The 20,966-nt window shown below is 35.9% G+C and carries 21 protein-coding genes and 1 tRNA gene; 7 read left to right on the forward strand and 15 right to left on the reverse strand.

The window, feature by feature from the left end; translation table 11 throughout:
- Positions 1 to 144 precede the first annotated feature (144 nt).
- Together ACOVQ4_RS22465 and ACOVQ4_RS22470 are read right to left on the reverse strand one after the other, a co-directional pair.
- Positions 145 to 858, reverse strand: coding sequence for an SIMPL domain-containing protein (locus ACOVQ4_RS22465; RefSeq protein ID WP_421822830.1), 714 nt, complete (start codon positions 856 to 858; stop codon positions 145 to 147).
- A gap of 121 nt (positions 859 to 979) precedes the next feature.
- Positions 980 to 2,329, reverse strand: a complete 1,350-nt coding sequence (locus ACOVQ4_RS22470) for a flavin monoamine oxidase family protein (RefSeq protein ID WP_421822831.1) — start codon at positions 2,327 to 2,329, stop codon at positions 980 to 982.
- Positions 2,330 to 2,702: 373 nt separating this feature from the next.
- Here ACOVQ4_RS22470 and ACOVQ4_RS22475 point away from each other — a divergent pair, with 373 nt between their 5' ends.
- A complete protein-coding gene (locus ACOVQ4_RS22475; RefSeq protein ID WP_095161028.1) occupies positions 2,703 to 3,113 on the forward strand; it encodes an RrF2 family transcriptional regulator in 411 nt (136 codons plus the stop codon).
- Positions 3,114 to 3,331: 218 nt separating this feature from the next.
- Here the strand turns inward: ACOVQ4_RS22475 and ACOVQ4_RS22480 are convergent, their stop codons facing one another.
- The 5 genes from ACOVQ4_RS22480 to ACOVQ4_RS22500 all read right to left on the reverse strand — a co-directional run bounded on the left by ACOVQ4_RS22480 (position 3,332) and on the right by ACOVQ4_RS22500 (position 7,752).
- A complete protein-coding gene (locus ACOVQ4_RS22480) occupies positions 3,332 to 3,817 on the reverse strand; it encodes a GAF domain-containing protein (protein WP_421822832.1) in 486 nt (161 codons plus the stop codon).
- Between the two features lie 101 nt (positions 3,818 to 3,918).
- Positions 3,919 to 4,410, reverse strand: coding sequence for a hypothetical protein (locus ACOVQ4_RS22485; RefSeq protein WP_095161026.1), 492 nt, complete (start codon positions 4,408 to 4,410; stop codon positions 3,919 to 3,921).
- A 73-nt stretch (positions 4,411 to 4,483) separates the two neighbouring features.
- Positions 4,484 to 5,278 carry a (Fe-S)-binding protein gene (locus ACOVQ4_RS22490; RefSeq protein WP_095161025.1) on the reverse strand — a complete coding sequence of 265 codons (795 nt, stop codon included), beginning with the start codon at positions 5,276 to 5,278 and terminating at the stop codon, positions 4,484 to 4,486.
- A 13-nt stretch (positions 5,279 to 5,291) separates the two neighbouring features.
- Complete coding sequence (locus ACOVQ4_RS22495) at positions 5,292 to 6,290, reverse strand: alpha/beta hydrolase (RefSeq protein ID WP_421822833.1); 999 nt, start codon at positions 6,288 to 6,290, stop codon at positions 5,292 to 5,294.
- Positions 6,291 to 6,423: 133 nt separating this feature from the next.
- The gene (locus ACOVQ4_RS22500; protein WP_421822834.1) at positions 6,424 to 7,752 is read right to left on the reverse strand and encodes a 4Fe-4S dicluster domain-containing protein; all 1,329 of its coding nucleotides are present in this window, start codon (positions 7,750 to 7,752) and stop codon (positions 6,424 to 6,426) included.
- A 367-nt stretch (positions 7,753 to 8,119) separates the two neighbouring features.
- Between ACOVQ4_RS22500 and ACOVQ4_RS22505 the strand changes: the two genes are divergently transcribed.
- A tRNA-Phe gene (locus ACOVQ4_RS22505) sits at positions 8,120 to 8,192 on the forward strand.
- A gap of 114 nt (positions 8,193 to 8,306) precedes the next feature.
- Here the strand turns inward: ACOVQ4_RS22505 and ACOVQ4_RS22510 are convergent.
- A complete protein-coding gene (locus ACOVQ4_RS22510) occupies positions 8,307 to 9,704 on the reverse strand; it encodes a hypothetical protein (RefSeq protein WP_421822835.1) in 1,398 nt (465 codons plus the stop codon).
- Between the two features lie 161 nt (positions 9,705 to 9,865).
- Here ACOVQ4_RS22510 and ACOVQ4_RS22515 point away from each other — a divergent pair, with 161 nt between their 5' ends.
- The 3 genes from ACOVQ4_RS22515 to ACOVQ4_RS22525 all read left to right on the forward strand — a co-directional run bounded on the left by ACOVQ4_RS22515 (position 9,866) and on the right by ACOVQ4_RS22525 (position 11,754).
- Positions 9,866 to 10,177 carry a hypothetical protein gene (locus tag ACOVQ4_RS22515; protein WP_421822836.1) on the forward strand — a complete coding sequence of 104 codons (312 nt, stop codon included), beginning with the start codon at positions 9,866 to 9,868 and terminating at the stop codon, positions 10,175 to 10,177.
- 46 nt (positions 10,178 to 10,223) lie between these two features.
- On the forward strand, positions 10,224 to 11,078 hold the full coding sequence (locus ACOVQ4_RS22520; protein ID WP_421822837.1) for a CFI-box-CTERM domain-containing protein: 855 nt from the start codon (positions 10,224 to 10,226) through the stop codon (positions 11,076 to 11,078).
- 64 nt (positions 11,079 to 11,142) lie between these two features.
- Positions 11,143 to 11,754 carry a hypothetical protein gene (locus tag ACOVQ4_RS22525; RefSeq protein WP_421822838.1) on the forward strand — a complete coding sequence of 204 codons (612 nt, stop codon included), beginning with the start codon at positions 11,143 to 11,145 and terminating at the stop codon, positions 11,752 to 11,754.
- A gap of 199 nt (positions 11,755 to 11,953) precedes the next feature.
- On the opposite strand, the gene ACOVQ4_RS22530 is transcribed toward ACOVQ4_RS22525, so the two are convergent.
- The 5 genes from ACOVQ4_RS22530 to ACOVQ4_RS22550 form a co-directional block, all read right to left on the reverse strand.
- A complete protein-coding gene (locus ACOVQ4_RS22530; RefSeq protein ID WP_421822839.1) occupies positions 11,954 to 12,367 on the reverse strand; it encodes a hypothetical protein in 414 nt (137 codons plus the stop codon).
- Between the two features lie 26 nt (positions 12,368 to 12,393).
- A complete protein-coding gene (locus ACOVQ4_RS22535; RefSeq protein WP_421822840.1) occupies positions 12,394 to 13,371 on the reverse strand; it encodes a DUF6371 domain-containing protein in 978 nt (325 codons plus the stop codon).
- A gap of 238 nt (positions 13,372 to 13,609) precedes the next feature.
- Positions 13,610 to 14,860, reverse strand: a complete 1,251-nt coding sequence (locus ACOVQ4_RS22540; protein WP_421822841.1) for a VapE domain-containing protein — start codon at positions 14,858 to 14,860, stop codon at positions 13,610 to 13,612.
- A gap of 26 nt (positions 14,861 to 14,886) precedes the next feature.
- Complete coding sequence (locus tag ACOVQ4_RS22545) at positions 14,887 to 15,210, reverse strand: helix-turn-helix domain-containing protein (protein ID WP_421822842.1); 324 nt, start codon at positions 15,208 to 15,210, stop codon at positions 14,887 to 14,889.
- 375 nt (positions 15,211 to 15,585) lie between these two features.
- Positions 15,586 to 16,806 (reverse strand): site-specific integrase, encoded by a 1,221-nt coding sequence (locus ACOVQ4_RS22550; RefSeq protein ID WP_421822843.1) that lies wholly within the window; start codon positions 16,804 to 16,806, stop codon positions 15,586 to 15,588.
- A 326-nt stretch (positions 16,807 to 17,132) separates the two neighbouring features.
- Between ACOVQ4_RS22550 and ACOVQ4_RS22555 the strand changes: the two genes are divergently transcribed.
- On the forward strand, positions 17,133 to 18,095 hold the full coding sequence (locus ACOVQ4_RS22555) for an HNH endonuclease (protein ID WP_421822844.1): 963 nt from the start codon (positions 17,133 to 17,135) through the stop codon (positions 18,093 to 18,095).
- On the opposite strand, the gene ACOVQ4_RS22560 is transcribed toward ACOVQ4_RS22555, so the two are convergent.
- A complete protein-coding gene (locus ACOVQ4_RS22560) occupies positions 18,085 to 18,609 on the reverse strand; it encodes a helix-turn-helix domain-containing protein (protein WP_421822845.1) in 525 nt (174 codons plus the stop codon). The genes ACOVQ4_RS22555 and ACOVQ4_RS22560 overlap by 11 nt on opposite strands.
- Complete coding sequence (locus tag ACOVQ4_RS22565; RefSeq protein ID WP_421822860.1) at positions 18,602 to 18,814, reverse strand: DUF4160 domain-containing protein; 213 nt, start codon at positions 18,812 to 18,814, stop codon at positions 18,602 to 18,604. The genes ACOVQ4_RS22560 and ACOVQ4_RS22565 overlap by 8 nt, the downstream gene beginning before the upstream one ends.
- Positions 18,815 to 19,192: 378 nt before the next feature.
- On the opposite strand from ACOVQ4_RS22565, the gene ACOVQ4_RS22570 reads away from it, so the two are divergent.
- On the forward strand, positions 19,193 to 20,914 hold the full coding sequence (locus tag ACOVQ4_RS22570; RefSeq protein ID WP_421822846.1) for a DUF885 family protein: 1,722 nt from the start codon (positions 19,193 to 19,195) through the stop codon (positions 20,912 to 20,914).
- The last annotated feature ends 52 nt before the right edge of the window (positions 20,915 to 20,966 follow it).

Raw genomic sequence — 20,966 nt, forward strand, 5'->3', positions numbered from 1 at the left:
TGATATAATCACCTGAATAATTGTAATTTAACTTGCAATAGGCTGTACGCTATATCCTGTAAGCTAAAAGTTTAAAAGCGTTTCTATTTTGCCTAACGCCTACGGCCTATAGCCTAAAGCGTATTTGCACTAATACTTAACACTTTACTTGATTTTAAACACAGCTTTCATATCAAATCTCACCTTGATTTTTTGTACATCTACTGTACTCTCTTGCATAGGAGCGGCGTCTGCGGACATTGCCATTTCACGTTTCATGGCAGCATACATAGGTTGAGGATAATAGCCATTATCTATTTCATAAATCTCCAAAGCTTCACCCAACTGCTCGCCGATTCCTGCTAATAAGTAGTTTGCTTTTTCTTTAGCATTTTGGAGAGCCTTGATTTTTACTTGTTTTTTTAGCTCCTCAATTTTTGAGTATTCAAAGCGCTCGATATTGGTAGAGAAAATACCTTTTTCATCTACACGGTTCAGAATAGCATCAATTTTTGAAAGGTTTGCTAATGCCAAAGTATAGGTTTTACTTTCTAAAAAATTAGTCGGCTTTTTCTTTCCCCACCATTCACGATATCCGTTGATACCTCCTACCGTTAGGGACTCTTTAGGTAAACCTGCATCAGCCACAGCCTTTTGTAATTGCTGTTCTAATACCAAAATATCTACTCGATTTTTGTTGTCTTTATCTTTGAAATATTCTCTCAAAGTAACCGAAACAAAGATTTTATCTGGCAATACCTCTTCTTCGGCAGTACCAGTCACTTCAATTTTTTTCACAGGGGCTTTATCGTTATTTTGTGCTTGAGTCGAGAATAAAACGCCACCAAACATTGCCAAGGCCATCATTATTTTTTTCATAATAGTACAAAGATTTGTTTTTGAAATATCAATTTATGTCTTTACAACGGCCTTTGGATAACACAAGTATGCATTAACAAAAGTTTAACAAATAGCCGAAAAATCAATTACAAGGCTATTTTTATTTTTTTTCTAAGATTTCACTGACCACTCTTTCTCCTGAACGAATAGCTCCATCGATATATCCATTCCAAATTTCGGCGGTTTCGGTACCTGCCCAATGGATGTTTCCTACAGGTTCACGAAGGTGTTTCCCTAGGCTCGTCCAAGCTCCTGTAGGCATCAGTCCAGCATAGCACCCACCCGAAAACTCTTCTTCTGCCCAAGATTTATCCACATAGAATAGGGGAGTTTGAGCTTCCTCACCAAAAAACTGGGCAAACTGTTTTAGCACAACTTCCCTACGTTGTTGTTCTGATAAAAGAGAGAAAGCTTTTGCTTGATTTGCCAATACAAATCCCATCATAATTCCCTTCGAGCCATCTTTTGGAGAATTATCGAAAGTGACACTCACATATCCTTCATCACTTGCGGCTAAACCATTCAAGCCTTTTTCTCGCCAAAATGGTTTTTCATATACTGCATAACATTTCCAAACACTTCCCATTGGCATACGCTGTACCAACTGCTGTCGGTTGGCTGGTAGGGCTGGCGAAAACCGTATTTTATGAGTCAAGGTTGGAGGAATTGCCACTATAATTTTGGAAGCATGATAATGAAAATCCTTTCCTGTGACTTCTACACCGTGTTCATCTTGCACGATTGCGTCTACACGATGATTTAGTAGAATAGTGTTTTCGGGTAAGGCATCTGCCATTTTGATGGCTAAAGTTTGTGCTCCACCCAAAATTCGTTCTTCTTGAGCTCCATTTTTCACATTCATCAAGGTATCAAAATCTCTTCCTGATTTGGTATAAAATAGCGCATGAAGCATAGATATTTCATTGGGATACGCTGCCCAAATCGCCTCAGATGCTATTCCAAAAAGTTTTCGAGCTGTTTTAAAACGCATTTGTTGATTTATCCAAGTTTGTAAAGTCATGCTATCCCAATGGTATGCATTTGGCGTATTCCAAGGACTGGAAAGGTCAACAGTTTTGGATAACTTATTGATTGTCTTTATCGCAAAATCTAAACTCAGCAACGCAGGAATAGGCAGGGGAGGAATTAGTCCTTTATAGTTTTTACGCTTTCCATTCATCATCAGGGTACTTTTTCCTTCATCGTAGGTAGGAAATGTCGCTAGGTGATATTCTTTCAACATGGCATACACTCGATCCTGAGAAGGGCCAACCCATGTACCTCCCATATCGAGATAAAAGCCTTCGAAGTGCTCGGTATGTACGCGTCCGCCTACACGAGAGCGGGCCTCGAGAATCCGCACCGTTTTTCCAGCTTGAAGCAAAGCTTTGGCGGCTGTGAGTCCCGCAAAACCAGCTCCAACAATTATAACATCTGTGGAGTTATTCATGAAAAGAGAGTTTTTATCATAATTGAAATGATATATGGAGACAACAGGCTATGAGCATATATTCATTGTTGTCCTATTCTTTGCTAGTCGATGACAGATGAAACAGTTTTAGGATAAAAATCATTTTCTATTCATCTTATAACTATAATTATTTTACGAAAAAATTAGCATTTTCACTGAAATATAGTCATTTTTTGAGCATATTCAAATTTTAGAAAAATTATCAAATCCCATAAATTTTATGTAGCTTTGTCTATAAAGCAAATAGAACTACTCTGGATACTGGATTTGTTATGGAGGAGAAAGGCTTCCATTGATTCGAGCCCAAAAGTCCTTTAGTAAAAGATTCAAGCATCAAGAAACTAAACAGAATATGATTTCCAAGAAAGCCAAATACGCTTTAAAAGCTTTAAAAGTACTAGCTCGTGAATATGAGAAAGGTCCTTTGTTGATTGCCAATATTGCCGAATCAGAGCACATTCCAAAGAAATTCTTAGAGGCTATTTTATTGGAACTCAGAAATCACGGCATTTTGCAAAGTCAAAAAGGAAAAGGGGGCGGATACTATCTTAGAATGTCTCCCGATCAAGTAACTTTTGCTAAAATTATCCGCATTATAGATGGTCCAATTTCTCCAACACTTTGTGTTTCTTTGCATTTTTATGGCAAATGTGACGACTGTGTGAGTGAAGAAGCTTGTTCGCTTCGTAGCGTAATGGAAAAATGGCGTGATGCGAACCTTACGGTATTGGAAGACACTACTTTAGCTGATTTGATTAAATAAATCAACAGGCATTCTTTATTGAGTGAGTTGTGATTGAGTAGATGAGTAATTGTTTTAGAATTATTCTCCAACTTTATCAAAAAAAAGCGGTCGAAAATTAATTTTTCGACCGCTTTTTTTGATAATATAACTCGGATTTAGACCCAATCATTGCGTCTCTACTGACGCAAAATAATCAGTCATTCACTAAATTAGAGACGATTCAGCATCACAGAAATTTAGAGCGTTTTTTCCAAGGCGTTCATGATTTTCCCTAAACCTTCGGCATCTACTTCCGAAAAGTCGTTGAGCAAGTCAGAATCTACGTCTAATACCATCGCCACATTTCCTTCTTTGTCAAAAACTGGCAATACAATCTCCGATTTTGAGGCCGAAGAGCAGGCAATATGCCCAGGGAATGCTTCTACATCGGGTACAATTACCGTCTGTTTTGTGGTATAGCAATGACCACAAACTCCTTTGTTAAAGTTGATACGAGTACAAGCCAATGGACCTTGGAATGGACCTAAAACAAGTTGATTTCCTTTGGTCAAATAAAAACCTACCCAGAAAAAACCAAATGCTTCTTTGAGTACTGCCGAAATGTTTGCCAAATTGGCGATTAAATCACTTTCGGTACTAATCAAAGCTTCTATCTGTGGGATAACAGCCTCGTATATTTCTTTTCTATCTTTTGTTTCTGGAATGAATAAATTCTCAGCCATTTTGATTTTAATTGTTTGTTGATGGACCTAATCGGCTTTTGGCTTTGAGCTGTCAGAACAATATACTATTGCCTCCTTGCCTAAACCCTGAGCCCTAAAAACTAAACTAATTGCTTAAAATATCGCGCCATCCATGACTCTCCTGCAGGAAGCGTCCATTTTTCTTGGAATTCGGCAACGGTTGCTACCAGTGTGTTGACAATAGGCGTTTCGGGTGTAATTTCTCCAGAAGTCACCAGTCCTCTGATTTTCAACATCTCGACAGTCTCGATGGTATCACCTTTAAAATAGGCAATTGAGCGGTCGAAAAAACTAATGTTCAAATGTTGCCCAAGCTCCTTAAACCAACGTCCAGAGGCATCAATAGAGCAACCCGAAGCAGCATTTTGCTGTTCGTCGGCGGCTACAATAATAAATCGATTTTGAATAATCTGAAAAGCTCCCAACAGTGGTGCACCATGTGCTGCCCATTGTTCAATTTGTTGTTGAAGATATTGACCAACAAAAGCTGTTTCGTCAGATGAAAGAAGGCGTTCTGTTTGATAAACCCAAACACGTGCCGAAGGAGATATATTTTCGAATGCTACGTACATAATTGTAATGGCTTTTAGTAAGCTTTGACAAAGATAAAATAGAGAATCTCTTTGTCAAAGCCTACACCAACAACTACATACTTGCGTCGATGAGTTCCGCTAAGTCATAAACTTTTACGGAGTCTTCTTTTTCTTTATTTTTTACGCCATCCGACATCATGACCATACAAAATGGACAAGCTACCGCAATGGTTTGTGCGCCTGTTTCTAAAGCGTCTTCGATACGTTCTACGTTAATATCCTTATTCCCTTTTTCGGGTTCTTTAAACATTTGTGCACCACCAGCACCACAGCACAGGCCTTTGGTACGACAACGCTTCATTTCTACCAATTCGGCATCAAGGGCTTCTAATACTGCTCTTGGCGCTTCATATACCTCGTTGGCACGACCCAAATAGCAAGAATCATGATAGGTAATTTTTTTACCCTTGAAACTACCACCTTCGGCCATTTTGACTTTACCGTCGTTAATCAACTGTTGTAAATACTCCGAATGGTGCAATACCTCATAGTTGCCACCAAGGGCAGGATATTCATTTTTGAGGGTATTAAAGCAATGCGGACACGCCGTAACGATTTTCTTGATACCATATCCATCTAATACTTGGATGTTCATGGTAGCTTGCATTTGGAATAAAAACTCATTACCTGCACGACGAGCTGGGTCGCCAGTACATGACTCCTCAGTGCCCAAAACGGCAAATTTGATTCCTACACGATTAAGAATTTTGGCAAAAGCAATCGTAACTTTTTTATATCGGTCATCAAATGACCCTGCACAACCTACCCAAAATAAGATTTCTGGGGTTTCGCCTTGCATAGCCATATCGGCCATGGTTGGCACTTTGAATTCTAGCGCTTGTGACATCTGTTGAAATATTTTATGGTCGGAAAACCTTTTCGTCTAAAAACTTTTCTGTGCCTTTTTGTACTCCTTCATAATCTTTCGAAAGCACATACGAGGCTATAACGTGATTGCCCGCATTAGGGAATGCTTGTTTCTCCTTTTTCGAAGCATCAACGCCCAATTCATCATACATTTTGAGCATAGCAGGCACTGATACTACTTTATCCTGTTCTTGCTCATTTTTATAAAAATAAGCCAAATAAGTTGGGCATTTTACTTTTGCAAATGTTTCTGGAGTCATCACATGAGTCAAGAAATTTTGCAAAGCAATTAAGCCATCCACATGATAGTGCGTTGACCAATATTTGGCATGAAGCGCATTGTAGGGTTTAAAATCTCGTATTTCTGAGCCCATAATAGCGGTAGCTAATTTTTTACCCCAAGGATTATCAAGCGCTGCTGCATTTTTATCAAATATCTCAATACAAGGCGAATACAATACAATCGCTTTGATTTCTGGATGCCTCGAAGCAAGATATAAAGTAAGCGCCCCACCAAACGAAGTTCCTACTACGATGACTTCCTTACCCAGTTTTTTAGTAATCGCCAAAGCCTTTTCTACCGACTCTAATACTTGGTCTGAGGTAAGGTTTCGCATGGTGCTATCGCCCAAATTAATCCCATGACCAGCCAAGCGAGCGAGGTACAAATTGGCATGGTACTTTTTTGCCAAATTGGTATGAACAGGGTCACCTTCTTCTTGACTTGCCGAAAAACCATGAACATACAAAAGCGCAACATCGGTTGGCTTTTTTTGTAGAGAATCAGCCCAAATAATTCTTGCCTGATTGTCTTCTCTAATCCCCTTCACAGCTTTTTCTTCGGCATTTATCTGAGCTTCGAGCGCACTCAAAGAATCGGGAAGACTAAAGCTGTAATCTTTCAAAGTTGGAGCATCAGGTTTGGGTCCCAATAAGTAGAGAATACCTCCAAACCCGATGACCCCGAAAAGTATGCTGATGAAGCGACGCATAATGTGTTTTGTTTTTTTGAGTTAAAAGTTTTTTTGAGGCACAAAGTGGCAGAGGCACATAGGCACAAAGTGAAAGTTAATTTTATGGCTCAAATTTTTTCGAATGAAACAAACACTTTGTGCCTTTGCTACTCTATCCCTCCTTCTGCGCCCAATTGAATCGATCTGCTGGCGAGAATTTCCAAGGAGCTTGATTATTTTCTAAGTTCGAAAACATCGCATTCCATGAGCCTGGTGCGTCTGATTCTTCCATGATTTGGTATCGGCGCAATTGGAGAATAATATCTAATGGCGAAATATTGATAGGACATTCTTGTACACAGGCATTACACGTTGTACAAGCACGTAACTCCTCGGCTGAGATATAATCGCCGTACAACGACTTACCATCATCCACGAATTGACCTTTATTTTGCGTCATATTGCGCCCAACCTCCTCCAGACGGTCGCGAGTATCCATCATGATTTTTCGTGGCGATAACGCCTTTCCTGTGAGATTGGCAGGACATTGCGATGTACAACGACCACATTCGGTGCAAGAATAGGCATCCATCAAGTTTTTCCAAGTCAAATCTTTGATGTCTTTTGCGCCAAAACGACCAATTTCAGCAGGTGCGTCCGAGGCAGGTTGTTCGAGCCCCAGCATGATTTTTACTTCCTGCGTTACAGATGGCATATTAGCCATTTGTCCTTTGGCTTCCAAGTTAGAAAAATAGGCATTAGGAAACGCCAAGAAAATATGCAAATGCTTTGAATAAGTTACATATACCGCAAAAGCTAAAATCCCAAGGATATGTAACCACCACGCCAATCGCTCATAGGCAATCAAAGCCGTTGTATTCCATCCCTCAAAAATTGGTTTGAGAAATCCACTAAATGCAAACGTTCCTACAGGATGATAATGCTCAACACCTCTCGATTGCAAAACGCTATCGGCAGCATTCATGCTCAAAAGAAAAAACATCAAGATAATTTCTGAAAACAAAATCGTATTAGCATCAATTTCTGGAAAACCACTCAACTCACGGTGGCGAGTAGCTTGAAGGCGTTCTACTTTGGTAATATTTCTACGAACCAAGAAAATCACACACACGACCAATACCCCAAAAGCCATTGTTTCGAAGAAATTAATCAATAGGGGATAGACGTCACCCAAAATTGGCGCAAAAAGTCGGTGAGTCCCCAAAAGCCCATCTAAGACGATTTCGAGCACCTCGACATTGATTAGCAAAAAGCCTGCGTAAATAACAAAGTGCATTAAACCAATCAAGGGGCGGTCAAACATCTTTTGTTGTCCAAAAGCAATTCGTAGCATCATAGCACGACGTTCTTCGGGACGGTCGCTACGGTCTTCATCACGACCCAGTAAAATCGTGTTGCGAATAGTTTTGATTCGTTGTCCGATAAAATACCCTGCCGCAGCTAATGCTAACAGAAATAGGATTTGTTGTACGACTTGCATAGTAAGTTGAGATTATTGCTGATTACTTTTGGTAGGGACAAAATCTTTGAAAAACTACCTGATTTTGTCTTAAAAAGCTACCAAATATATTCTTTTAATATTTTTTCATGAAAAAACTGCATATTGCAAAGATGGGCAAAATTAAAATAGTATGCAAGCATACTATTTTAATTTTTTTCTATTTTTTTATAAATTTTTTTATTGATGTAACTTTCTGAAAATCAAACAAAAAGCCCCTAATTTTAGAGATTTCGCAATTTTTTTTCATTTTTTTTGCGAAAACATTTTGGTTTTTAAAATCTGTCTACTAATTTTGCAGTCCCGAAACACACGAACAAAACACGAAAATGTAACGGGAAATCAGAACGGTGAAGTAGCTCAGTTGGTAGAGCATCGGACTGAAAATCCGTGTGTCGGCGGTTCGAGTCCGCCCTTTACCACAAAAACCCTCTCAGATTCATTTCTGAGGGGGTTTTGTGATTTAGTGGGATAGTAAATGGGGTAGTGAAAATTTTAAGTTAATTTTTACTACCCCATTTCATTTTAAACATGCATTACGATATTTTTCCTTTAAGTTGACTTAATACTTCATCTGATAATAAATACAACGAATATCGCTTATCACTTTCCGACGATTTTCTAATTAACGCATCTTTTACTTTGTATTCTTTTTCTAATTTTCGATTTAGCTCTTTAATAAATTCTGTTCGAAGCTTTCTTTGATTTTCAGGAAGCTTATCTTCTATCCCTAATACTTCATTCATTTTATTGCTATCAATTCCCACACGACTCTCTTCTTCTAGTAACAATTGTATCAGCTTCAACTCTTGGTCACTAAAATTAACTTTCAGCTCAATTTTTGAATCAGCCTTTAATCTGGACTTGTAAACCAGACCTAGTACAACTACTAAGATTAAGACACCAAGCATAGCATACCAGTATGAACTTGTATCAGTGCCATAAAGTACTCCATCTATCTTTGCTTGTTTAACTATTTGAGATATAGCTAACTTTTGTCTTAGTCCATGCTTTTTTAAAGCACTTTGCGAAAAGTATAAGGTGTCATGCCAGCAATATATATCAAAAGGTTTCTCCTCTGAAATACCATTCATCTGTGATTCAAAAAGCATTTGTTCATCCTTCCAGATTGCAACTGTATTCGCAAATGGGTCAATGACTAACATTTTAATAACAGCACCATCTTTATATTGAATTAGAAAGTGCCTTCCTGTCCACAGAATAGGAGTTTTTGCAAAATCAGTAAATATCTTCTTGATGCCCTCATACTTAATTTCCCCTTTCTTTTCCCATTCTTGCGTTTTAAATGAGAAGAGATACACATCATCATCAAAACTACTTTTTGCAGCTTCTACAGCGTCAGAATGAAAGCGATTATAAGCTGAGAAGAATACATCCCCTTTCTCCAGATAAGCATTTAACCCTTGATTGATAGCAATAGGAGGAGTACTCGTAGGATGTAGACTTTCCCACTCAAGGCTATTCTTTTTAAAATATGTTTGAATATTATTTGTATGCCAGAACCCGTATCCACCAAAGCTATAAATGGTATCTTTTCTGATAAATCTAGTACTGAAACAATTATATCCTCGATAAAAAGTATTATCCAATCTTCTAAGAACCTTTGTCTTGAAATCAAAGTGATATACCTGATTTGTACAGTCTACAAGCAAGTATCTTTCTGTGGCTTTATGAGGTATCTCGATGGTAATGATTCTCGTATTAGAAGGAAATTCAGAAAGAGGGATATTCTCAGAAATAATGTCTCCTATTGAAGTCCAAGTATTATTGGAAAGTTCTTGTTCCAGTAGCTTTTCTTGAAGATTTATTCTATACAATCGTCCATCAGGGTAATCTGGCCAGACTAATTGAGCGCATAAGTTAGAATATAACAAAACCGAGAAAATCAGTATTAAATAGGCTCTTTGTAGCATGTCAAATGGATAGGTTAAAATTGCTCAAAAGTAGGTGAAAAATACGTTACTCACACGATTCACTTATTTTTTTTTGAATATGCTCTTAAAAAACAAGTGTTTTGTTAGCGATTCCTATATATATAAATAAAAGGGGGACAGCTAGCTGAACATATTGTAAAATGGAAAAAACATTAAGAACCTCAGTATTTACTCTTGGAGATTTAGAAGAACAATTAAAAAATTCTTCCAACTGGAAATTTGAACACGAAATATCCAAACAACCTTCATTATCTGACCTCATCGGAAAATTCAAAGATGGACAAATCACTTTTCCTGATAAGTACGAGTGGTTACATACAGCGTATAAGAAGCTACTAAATCAAGAAGTAGAAACGATAATTTTCATCTATGATAATTACAAAGAATTAATTTTTAATGGAGGTTTGGATTCAGAAAAAAGCTCATTTCATTTGGTTGACTTAGAGCGCTAGTTTATAACCCTTAAAATTTCTTAATGTTACTCTAAATATAATTCTTATGTCAATAGAGTTAAAACATCGCTTTACGAGACTAGAAGTTGATAAGTTTAAGCAACAGCAAGTAACCTATTTTGAATATCCTAGAAAGTTTAAACAGTACTACATTTACGCTTGGCATAATAACAATACTTCAAGAGGCAATAATTATAAGGGGTTTCAATTTAACTTTTATCTTCGTCAGGTAAAGAATAAAGACTCTGAGGTCTTATTAATTGATTATCTCTATCAAGGTAGTGACTGGTTTTTCCTTCGTAATGGACAAATGATTATCAATATTGACGATAATGAGAACCTCACCCTTTTACCTCATGAAACTTCAACTGAAGTAGGTATCGGTGTTAAAAACGCAGTTCAAGAAAAAGGCTTTTATCAAATTACGAAAGATCAATTAAAGAAAGTTTGTGATTCAAGAATCCTTGATATAAGAATATCAGGAAATGAAGCTTTTCATGATATTAACAATAAACCCAATCAAAAATACGTCGATAAGGCTATTTTGCCTGCTGACAAGTTTTTATTTATGTGTCGAGCTTTCTACTCTGAAGTTTACAATATTGAAACCTACTCCGAATGGCTAAACAAAATTATTCCTGAAGGCACTGAAAATAAAAGTAACGAAGGTTGTTTCATAGCTACCGCTACCATGGGTAACTATAATCATCCTGTAGTATTAGATTTACGCTCCTTTAGAGATAATTGGTTATTAAAACGCAATTGGGGTAGAAGATTTACGAAATTATACTATTCCTATAGCCCCAAATTATCATCTTTAATTGCAAACTACAAAGTTTTAAGACTACTGGCATTTATCTTGATTGTGAAGCCATTGCATATAATTTCTAAAATCTTATAATAAGTATAATTGAATTACAAATAATATTAAATGGATCAACTTTAAATAATAAACTTACTTCAATATGAATCATGCTACAAAAAAAGAACAAGTTTTAAAGCAATACGTATATCAATATGTAGAAACCACTCACAAACAACTTACTGCACTTAGAGCAAACAAGGATAATTTACACTTACCATACGCACTATTTCTGTTTTCATTGATTGATTACTTTGGTTTGCTGTATAGAGTTGCATATACAAAGCAGTATAATAAAAGAGATAAAAATAATTTTTTAGATTTCTTCGCATCATCATACTTCCCTTCAAATGAAAACTGTAAGGGTTCTTTTCTTTATTTTGTTAGAAATGGACTCGTTCATCAAATATTTGCAAAAGGATGTGGCGTTGGCACCTCATCATTAAATCAATTATTCATTGAAGATAATTTGCTTAAAGATGAAGTTGGATATCCGATACCAGTTTTAAATATTGAGTATCTTGATATAATTACAGAATCTGCAATCAAAAAATTTATTTTTGACTTAGAGTCTGACCTAAACTCAGACTATATTGATAACTTGTATGATATGCTAATTGTACATAACTATGGACTTAACGATTCCATTGAGCTACAAAAAGAAATAGCTAATTCTCTCAATTCAGATAAAAGCAATATTTTTAAAAATTGTTGATATTTTGGATTTTATGACACCATAACTATTTAAATACAAACATGCTTACAACGATATATCTTAGCACATTTAATGCTGTCTGACACTCTTAATTCTCGCTCACACACCCACCCAAACAGCCTTGGTTAATCGTAAACGCAATATTTTAGTAATTTTCCACAAATAAGACATTTGTCCGACTGTAATGTCGGACAAATATTCAGACAAAATTCACTCGACTGTCTGGCAAACCTGTTGATGCTTTAGCCACTCTATTTTTGTACTTTCTGAAAAGGTAAATTACAATTCCAATGACGAGCAATATTACTAATTGAAATACAAAATCCAGTAGAAGCTTATTTTTAGTAGGACTTACAACAGGTACTTTTTCTAAATCTTCTGATATGGTAGTTTTAGTAGGAGTATTACGTAATCTTTCCTTCAGCTCTTTTCTTTTTTTAGCTCTTTCTAATTCAGAGAAATGTTCATTGAGCACCCCAACAATAAACTGACTTACCTTTAAATTCTGCTTTTGAGCCTCTGTTATAATTTGTAGCTTAAGAAGGTTGGGAACTCTAAAATCAATTTTGTCTGACTTGGCTCTATTTGAAGCCTGTTCATCATCATTTTTCATAATTTCTGTTATTTTAATAATTTGTATTACAAATCCCAAACTATAGGATAATTACCTTCTGAAAGAGCTAAATCGTAGTCTAAATCTATTTTAATCAGGTAATCCGCTAAATCAAACCCTTGTTGCCTTTGTGCTTCTGTTGCTACTGATTCCAAGGCATCCATTATGGTTACATTATACCCTTTTTCAGTAAGGATATCAGTTTTAGCCAGCCATTTATCAAATGGCGTTCCTTTAGGAGTCTTTATCCCTACATCGGGAAAAAGAATTATTTTTTTCCGTTTTAATGGCTTAAAAGCATCTATTGATAGATTCATGCCTCCAGAAGCCATCCAAACAATACTTGGCATTATAGCCGTCATTAATATTGCTGTTTTTTCGGACTCTACAATACCTATAATCCTATCATCATTTCTAGTAAGCTGATGTAATCCAAAGAAACATTGATGGAGCCTGAAATCTTCTAATTTCATTGCTCTATGTACCCACTGAATATGATTAAAAGGCTCTTTTCTTCTCTTTCCTGTAATAGCATCATAGAGCATTATCTTGCCTGCATGAATATTCTTTCTCTCATCAATTTGCCAAAATACAGTACTTCCTTTCCAATACTTGGATGAACCAATGTAAAATGTTTCGATGAGCTTGAGGGCTATATCATTATTAAAAATATGTTTTAAATAATCAATGAAATGATTCGAGACACATTTTTTATAGCCTTTCTCTAACAGACTCCAGTTAATATACGTTGGAGCCTCAGTAGTTATGTTCCGAAGGCTCGTAGGTTCAGGCCTTATGAATGATAAGTCTTCTTCAGCACCTAAATATTTTCGTGGAGTTAAATGGTAACCACAATTAACCTCTCTGTTACATCTACCTACAATTGGCTCTAAATATTCAAGTTCTTGATTATCCCAATATTTTTTCAGTGACTTGTGTCCACATAAGGGACATCTAAAAAGTTTCGTTGGCGTACTTCTATCTAATGTATATCGAAAGTGCATTTCAAAAGAATTTTAAAAACAAGTTACCTAATTACCTAAAAACATTAATCACCTAAAAATCAATGAATTAAATAGAAATTATTAGGTAGGTTACCTAGAAAGTAAGATTTCAAGTTACCTACTCTAAAATTGACTAGGTAGGTAACTTACATTAACTATATTTAGGCTACCTACCTAATATAATCACAAGACTATCAGCAACTTATTTCAATGTAGGTAACTAGGTAACTTAATTTACTTAAATAGATGATTTAACAACCCAATAGCCATAAACTTGAATTTTATGCTTCATCTTCTTTTCTCGCTTAAAGTATTTGGACAACACTTTTCCTACCTGAATGCTGTTGATTTTAGTGAAACCTGAAGATTGCTGAAGATAGGAGGTAATATCACTCGACTGTAGAAATTCCTGCCTATGTTGATTAGATTCATTAGGTACTTCTAAGAACTTTACTACTAAGTCTTCTTCAATAGATACTATTTGATAAGAAGCATTTCTTTTTTCGTTTTCTTGTATTTCCTCTGGAGTTAAATCACATTTATACTTTGTGTTATAAAGATAATATGCTTGCCTCCATACATTATCAATATTTACATCATTACTGTAACTCCAATTAATGCTATTTATTTGAAAACATAGCCATCTAACTGAACCTGTTTCATCAGCTAAAAATTGCCCAAGATTAGTTGAGCCGATGAATGAACATTTTCTGGAAATGTTACTGTTTTTACTATCAAAAGGTATCCTGACATTTATCCAACTTTTTGAAAAATATGATTTCAAAGCGTTAATTTCTGACTTATGCAGGGTACTGAGCTCATCTAGGTTAATCAAGAAATTCTTTGCTAACAAAATCAAACCATCTTTATCAGTAGTAATATCTTCAGCAAAATAGTCCTTTAAAGTTGGAGGGCAAAGAAACCTACAAAAACTTGTTTTTCCCGTGTTCTGACCAGGCTGTACTAGAATCAAAGCTTGCTTATTGAAGTAATTATCATCTAATGCACATTTAACACTCCTTACAAGATGCTTTTTAAAATGCTTATTAAATTCGGACTGGCAATCGGCATAAACATAGCTAGAAAGTTGCTCAATATAATCTGGCTCATCATCTTCATAGGGAGGTAGATTTCTAAAATAGTTATCAATAGGATTTACTTTCCTAACAAAGTCGCTTTTCAAGATTTCTTTTAAATCAGCTTTAGAAATTTTAATATTCTTCTCTCTTAACTCAACATACAGATTTGAATCATTGAGAGGACGGAAATCATTTTTACCTTTTTCTGAATACTCAATTTCAAGTTTTATACTATCAAGTCGTAAATCATATCTTTCAAGTTCCTTTTTTACCTTGTGAAACTTTGTCATTGCCTTCTTCTTTTCCTCAAATACACCAACTTCTAAATCAGTCTTACAAACCTGATTTATATACTTATCCAAATCAGAAAGACATAGTTCTCCATTTGGGACAATATTTGTTTGCTCCATTACTTCATTTTGAATTTACAGGGATATTATTCGTGATTATTTTTGAGAAAAGTTTCTAGCTCCAAACGACTAAATAAAAGACGTTTTTCGCCTACTTTCATTCCCTTAATTTTCCCTTCTCTTCGTAACTTGATAAATGTTGGCTTAGAAATCTTTAAAAACTCAACAGCTTGAGTAAAATTGAAATGTTCTTCCCTATGTGAAGATTGGGCATGATGAGATGGTTGCAGAAGTTGATTTAGTTTACTCTCAACAATTGAACTAACCATTGTAGAGAACTCTTCAACTGTTAAAAAAACAGCAGGTTTATTGGCGTTCTCCGTAAAGAACGCTAAATTTGATTCATACATAATTTTATTTGTGTTTACAGGGAAATATATCAGTTTGGAGTTTGGCGACTTAAGGACTGATGTTTTTCCCTTTTTGTTTAAATATGTGCAAATATATTTATCTTTTTTTTATTAGTGCAAATCCGATTTTAGCATACTTTTTGAATTTTGTTAATTTGGGACACCATAAAAACAAAAATACACAATCGACTAAAAAACAATTTAAAATGTCATTTTTAAGACACAATCGTACCTTGAAAGTTGACACCTTTTGCAAAAACCCTAAAATAGCTCTGTAATTTCTACACGAAGTGTACACTTTTGGTATACTTATGGTTAAAAAAAATTACAAAATTATTTTGCTTTTTTTTGTCGATTTTTCTTGTAAAGATTTACCTAGTTTTCCCATTTGAGCATTTCTTGATGCTTATCTTTATCTGTTATCTTAATATACTTTTGAAAAGACTTCAAATCTTTGTGACCTGTCATAGAACGAATCACTGGAATAGGAATACCTCTCATAATGCATTGTGTTATAAATGTCCTACGTCCAGTATGCGAAGTTAAGAGCTCATACTTAGGTAATATACTTTCAACTCTGACACCTTTTTTATAAGTAATTACTTGTTCTGGAGTGTCTATTCCTACTTCACAACCAACCTCTTTGATGTAATCATTAAATTTTTGTTGGGAGTACCTCGGTAGTTGATTCTCATACTTATCTAAAACAGCTTTTGAATAGTAATTTAAAGGAATAACTAAGGGGTCTGATGTTTTGACTGTTATAAGTTGAATCTCATTATTTTTTATATTTTCGGGTTTGAGATTAGAAAAATCAGACTCTCTCAAACCTGTAGCGCAAGCAAATACAAATAAATCACGAACTCTTTCAAGTTTATCACTCGAAAGTTTAAATTCCCACATTTTCTTTAGCTCTTCCTGAGTAACATACACTACATGAGTTTCAAATTCTTTAAGTCTTTCAAAATCATTTAAAATGCTATCATCAAATAGCTTTAATTTAGAAGCATAGCGTAAAAAACCTTTTAGGTAATCAAACTGCTTATTTACACTGCTATTAGCAAGTTCACCTTCTTCCAATAGCCAATTTCGATACTCAGAGTAAAACCTATAATCTATATCTTGAAAAGTAGGTATTTTCTCACCAAAATATCCTTTCAACTTATTTAATGTTGTTTTCCTATGCTTTGCAATTTCCTTTGATTGAAAAGCTCCTCTTTCAGAGATATATTCTTCGAATACTTCGTACAGATTCTTTTGGGGCTCAACTCCATTTGCACTTGACTCTTGTCCCTCTAATTTTAATAGTTCAGATGCAATGAAGTCAAATGTGATGGAGGTATTAGTCATAAATGCTCCATCAATGATACTATCTATTAGTATTTTTTTTCTGTTAATCTTAGCAAAGTGTTTCTCATACCCATAACCCCAAGACTTCTTTAATTTTTGATTTTTCTCATCCCACTGCTCTGGATTAACCTTGAATCCAGTTGGATAAAGTTTTACTCTACTATTTATACAGACTTGAACATAGACAGATGTACTATCAAAACTATTCTTTCTATCCGCTCTTAATTTCAGTTTAGTTGTTGCCATATTCTGCTGATTTACCCTCTTCACAAATATAGCGGAAACATTTGGGATAGCAAGTGGGATAGTAAACTATATATTATTAAGATTAAATTGTAAAAATACATTTCAAAAAATGCCTTAATTAGCCAAAAAAAGGCATTTTTAAACATATATGTTAAAATACATTAAAATATATAGTGTTCCGCCCTTTACCACAAAAACCCTCTCAGATTCATTTCTGAGGGGGTTTTGTGATTTTAGGGAAAAAATGAAAGATTTCTTTCTCTCCACAAAAATTGTGGCTATATTATCTACAAAACTTATCTATTTCACATCTAAGCTCGTTTCAGATGATTGATGTCCGAAGTTCTATTCAAAAACTCAAATCCATTCGACAGGGTACTTCCAAATATGGAAATGCCCCACATAAGCTTATTCTGATCCTGACTATTATTGAGCTAATTGAAAACGGACACTTTCTAAAGAATGAATTTTACATTGACCCAGACTTTGTAGCCCATTTTAGAGAAAACTGGACTCTTTTGGTTGATACAGCACATAGTCCAGACTTTACTCAGCCTTTTTATTATCTTCAAAACGAAAAGTTAGCGGGAGAGCCTTTTTGGAAACTTCATCTCAATTTTGGTTTTACCCTCACAAATCACATCAGGAGCATCAACATTTTAAAAGACGTGGTTAAATACGCTTCATTTCAGGAGGACTTTTATCTCTTATTACAAAATTCAGAATTTAGACTTTTAGCACAACATACCATTCTTGAGACCTATTTTACAAAAACGAAGGAGCAATTCGTCATCGCCAAACAATTTGGGAAAGGATACATCAACGATTTAGAAGGCTTTTTGTTGAACGAAAAGGAAGCCCCAATTTATAATATTGGCTTCAGCTCAATCGATGAAGAGGAAGTTTTTGTCAGAAGTGGATTATTTCCACGCTTAATAAGAAAAGTTTACTCTTCCACTTGCTGTATGTCAGGAATGAAACTTATCACTGATTTTGGCGGAGATTTGATTGAAGCTGCCCACATTATCCCGTTTAGTGTTTCAAAAGATGATAAAGTCACGAATGGATTAGCCCTTTGTCCAAACTTACATACAGCGTTTGATAAAGGCCTTGTAAGTATTGATGACCATTTTAGGATTTTGGTTTCTTCACAAATTAGTGAAAACACAGAACACCCTTACAGTCTGGCACAATTACGTCAAAAAAAGATCATGATGCCATTTGGAGCAAAACACTACCCTAATATTGAGAATATTCGTTGGCATCGCGAACATATTTTTAAAGATTAGTATCCACCACCTCCACCTTCAATTCCTTTCCCAAACCTAATGCTACAATTTTGTGAAGGGTTTCTAATTGAATATCGCTTTTGCCGTTTTCAATTCTTGAAATATAGTTTCTGGTTGTACCTGCGCTCAAAGCTACTTCTGCTTGGCTAAGACCTGCTTTTTCTCGGGCTTCTTTCAACATAACTCCTACGGGAATTGTATCTATGTTCTTGATGAAATGACTTTGTTCATAAAGAACGTCTGGGTCGAGGCTAGTGGGAACTTCAATACGCTTGTTTCTAAAATTTACTACAGAGGTATGATTCAACCATTCTAATGTTTTTGACTCATTTACGGCCACATGCTTGAATACCTCCCAATCTTTCAGTGCTAGAAGATGTTCGTTAGCGTTTTTATTCCATTGTTGAAAAAATGGCTCGAAATCTATCACTCGTATCTCAGCCGTAGTCCAAATTACGGTGATTTTATACGGCTCAATTGATACTATCTTAGTAATACGGGGTAATTTATTCATGGCGTCGAGTATTAGGATTAAATTGAAAAAACAACTCTAATAATTCTTCTTGATTTTCTTTCGCAAACTGTATTACCTTTTTAAGCTGCTTAGTGGGGAAATCACCTTTATGAACCGAGCATAATCGAATATCAATCAAAATCTCATACTCTCCATAAAGTGCATGAAAATGAGGAGGTAAGTGGTCGTTAAAATAGAGATAAATTCATATCCCATCAAGAAATTCGTAGAGAGGCATAAATCAATAATGTATTAGATATAGAATTTTGTTACCTAATTAGGTAACACTTTTTCAATATTAGTGAATTTACAGACAATTTCAAAGTAATAACCCTCTGATTATTTTCAACTTACGTTATTCTGCTATCATGAATCAGAATAATACTTTCACCATAATTCTCATTATCTAAATTTCCCAATACCTATTTATTACCACCATTTCCAACAATTCCTTCTATCCTTGGTTAATATTTGCTTATATTTTGGTAAAATGTACATAGCGCTTCCTTCTTGAATCAAGTAATTTTACAGTATACCCATTTATCTTGGGAAACCGTCTTGAGCATCTTAACTATCATTATGTATGAAACACTTCGTCAATTTATGCTTTATTACTTTTGGGATGGTTTTGTTGGGTATTGTACCAAGCTGGGCACAAAAAACAACAGCCAACGATGCCTTGAGACAACTCATCGAGATGTATCATGCCGATCGTGGTAATCTACAGCGTTTTTATACAATTGACCATTCTCCTGAGCGTAGAGAGCGATTCAAAGCCTTGGCTCAGTCTTACCTTTCGCAACTACAGCCAATTGATTATAATGCCCTCGATGCTGGCGGGCGTGTGGATTACTTGTTGATTAAAAGGGATTGGGAAGATGTCCTTTATCAAAGTCAGGAAGAAGCTACCGCCTTTCAGCAGTTGGCAAACTGGTTTCCATTTGCACAGGTGATTTATGATGCCGAAAAGGCTCGTCGCAGAGGACTTATGCCCGATTCGCCCAAATTGGCGTCGGAACTTAATCAATGTGTGAAACAAATTGCGGGTCTACAAGCCAAATTAAAAGAAACAAAAACCCTTACCAAAGATTTATCTAACCGTGGTAGTCGTATTGCCTTGGGGTTAAAATCTGCGTTAAACTCTGTTTTCAGTTTTTATAATGGCTACGACCCAATGTTTACTTGGTGGATGGCAAAACCTTATGCCGAGTTAGATAGTGTGTTGAAGGGCTATTCTACGGCTTTTTTGAAGGCTACCACCGTAAGTTCTCAGGTCAAAAACGATGCTTCGGGGATTGTTGGCAATCCTATCGGCAAAGAAGAACTCACACGTAAACTGAAATTAGAAATGATTCCGTACTCGCCAGAAGAGCTGGTGGAGATAGCAAACAAGGAATTTGCGTGGTGCGATGCCGAAATGCTGAAGGCTAGTCGTGAGATGGGTTTTGGTGATAATTGGAAAGCAGCTTTAGAAAAAGTAAAGCAAACGGCCGTTCCGCCAGGGCAACAGCCAGCGGCGATGGTCAAACTCTATGACGAATCTATCGCCTTTTTGAAAGATAATAACTTGATTACGATTCCGCCATTGGCGGAAGAAACTTGGCGCTTGTCGATGATGAGTCCTGAGCGCCAGTTGGTCAATCCTTTCTTTTTGGGCGGCGAAGAGTTTATTGTTTCATACCCTACCAATACGATGACGCATGACCAAAAAATGATGAGTATGCGTGGCAACAATCCTCATTTTTCGAGAGCTACCGTACATCATGAACTCATTGCTGGCCACGGCTTACAGTCGTTTATGACCCGTAGATATAAGACTTATCGTCGTTTCGAAACGCCATTTTGGGTAGAAGGCTGGTCGCTTTATTGGGAAATGTTGTTATATGATTTGAAATTCCCTCGTTCGGCAGAAGACCGCGTTGGGATGTTATTCTGGCGTATGCACCGCTGTGCTCGTATTATTTTCTCGCTCAATTATCATATTGGTAAATGGTCGCCACAAGAGTGTATCGACTTTTTGGTAGACCGTGTAGGGCACGAATATGCCAATGCCGAGGGCGAAGTACGTCGTTCGTTTGTAGGAGGTTATGACCCATTGTACCAAATAGCTTATATGATTGGAGGCTTACAAATCAGAGCCTTGAAAGATGAATTAGTCGGTACGAAAAAAATGACTTATCAACAATTTCATGATCAATTTATGCAAGAGAACAAGCTCCCTATCGAAATGATGCGCGCTATTCTTTCTCGCAAACTTTTACCAAAAGACTATCAAACCAACTGGAGATTTTATTCACTTAAATAATAGAAGAATTTGAAGATTTGGAAATTTGAAAATGTGACTGCTCATCTTCAAA

The organism is Flectobacillus sp. (assembly GCF_049240685.1).
Classification (GTDB): Bacteria; Bacteroidota; Bacteroidia; order Cytophagales; family Spirosomataceae; genus Flectobacillus.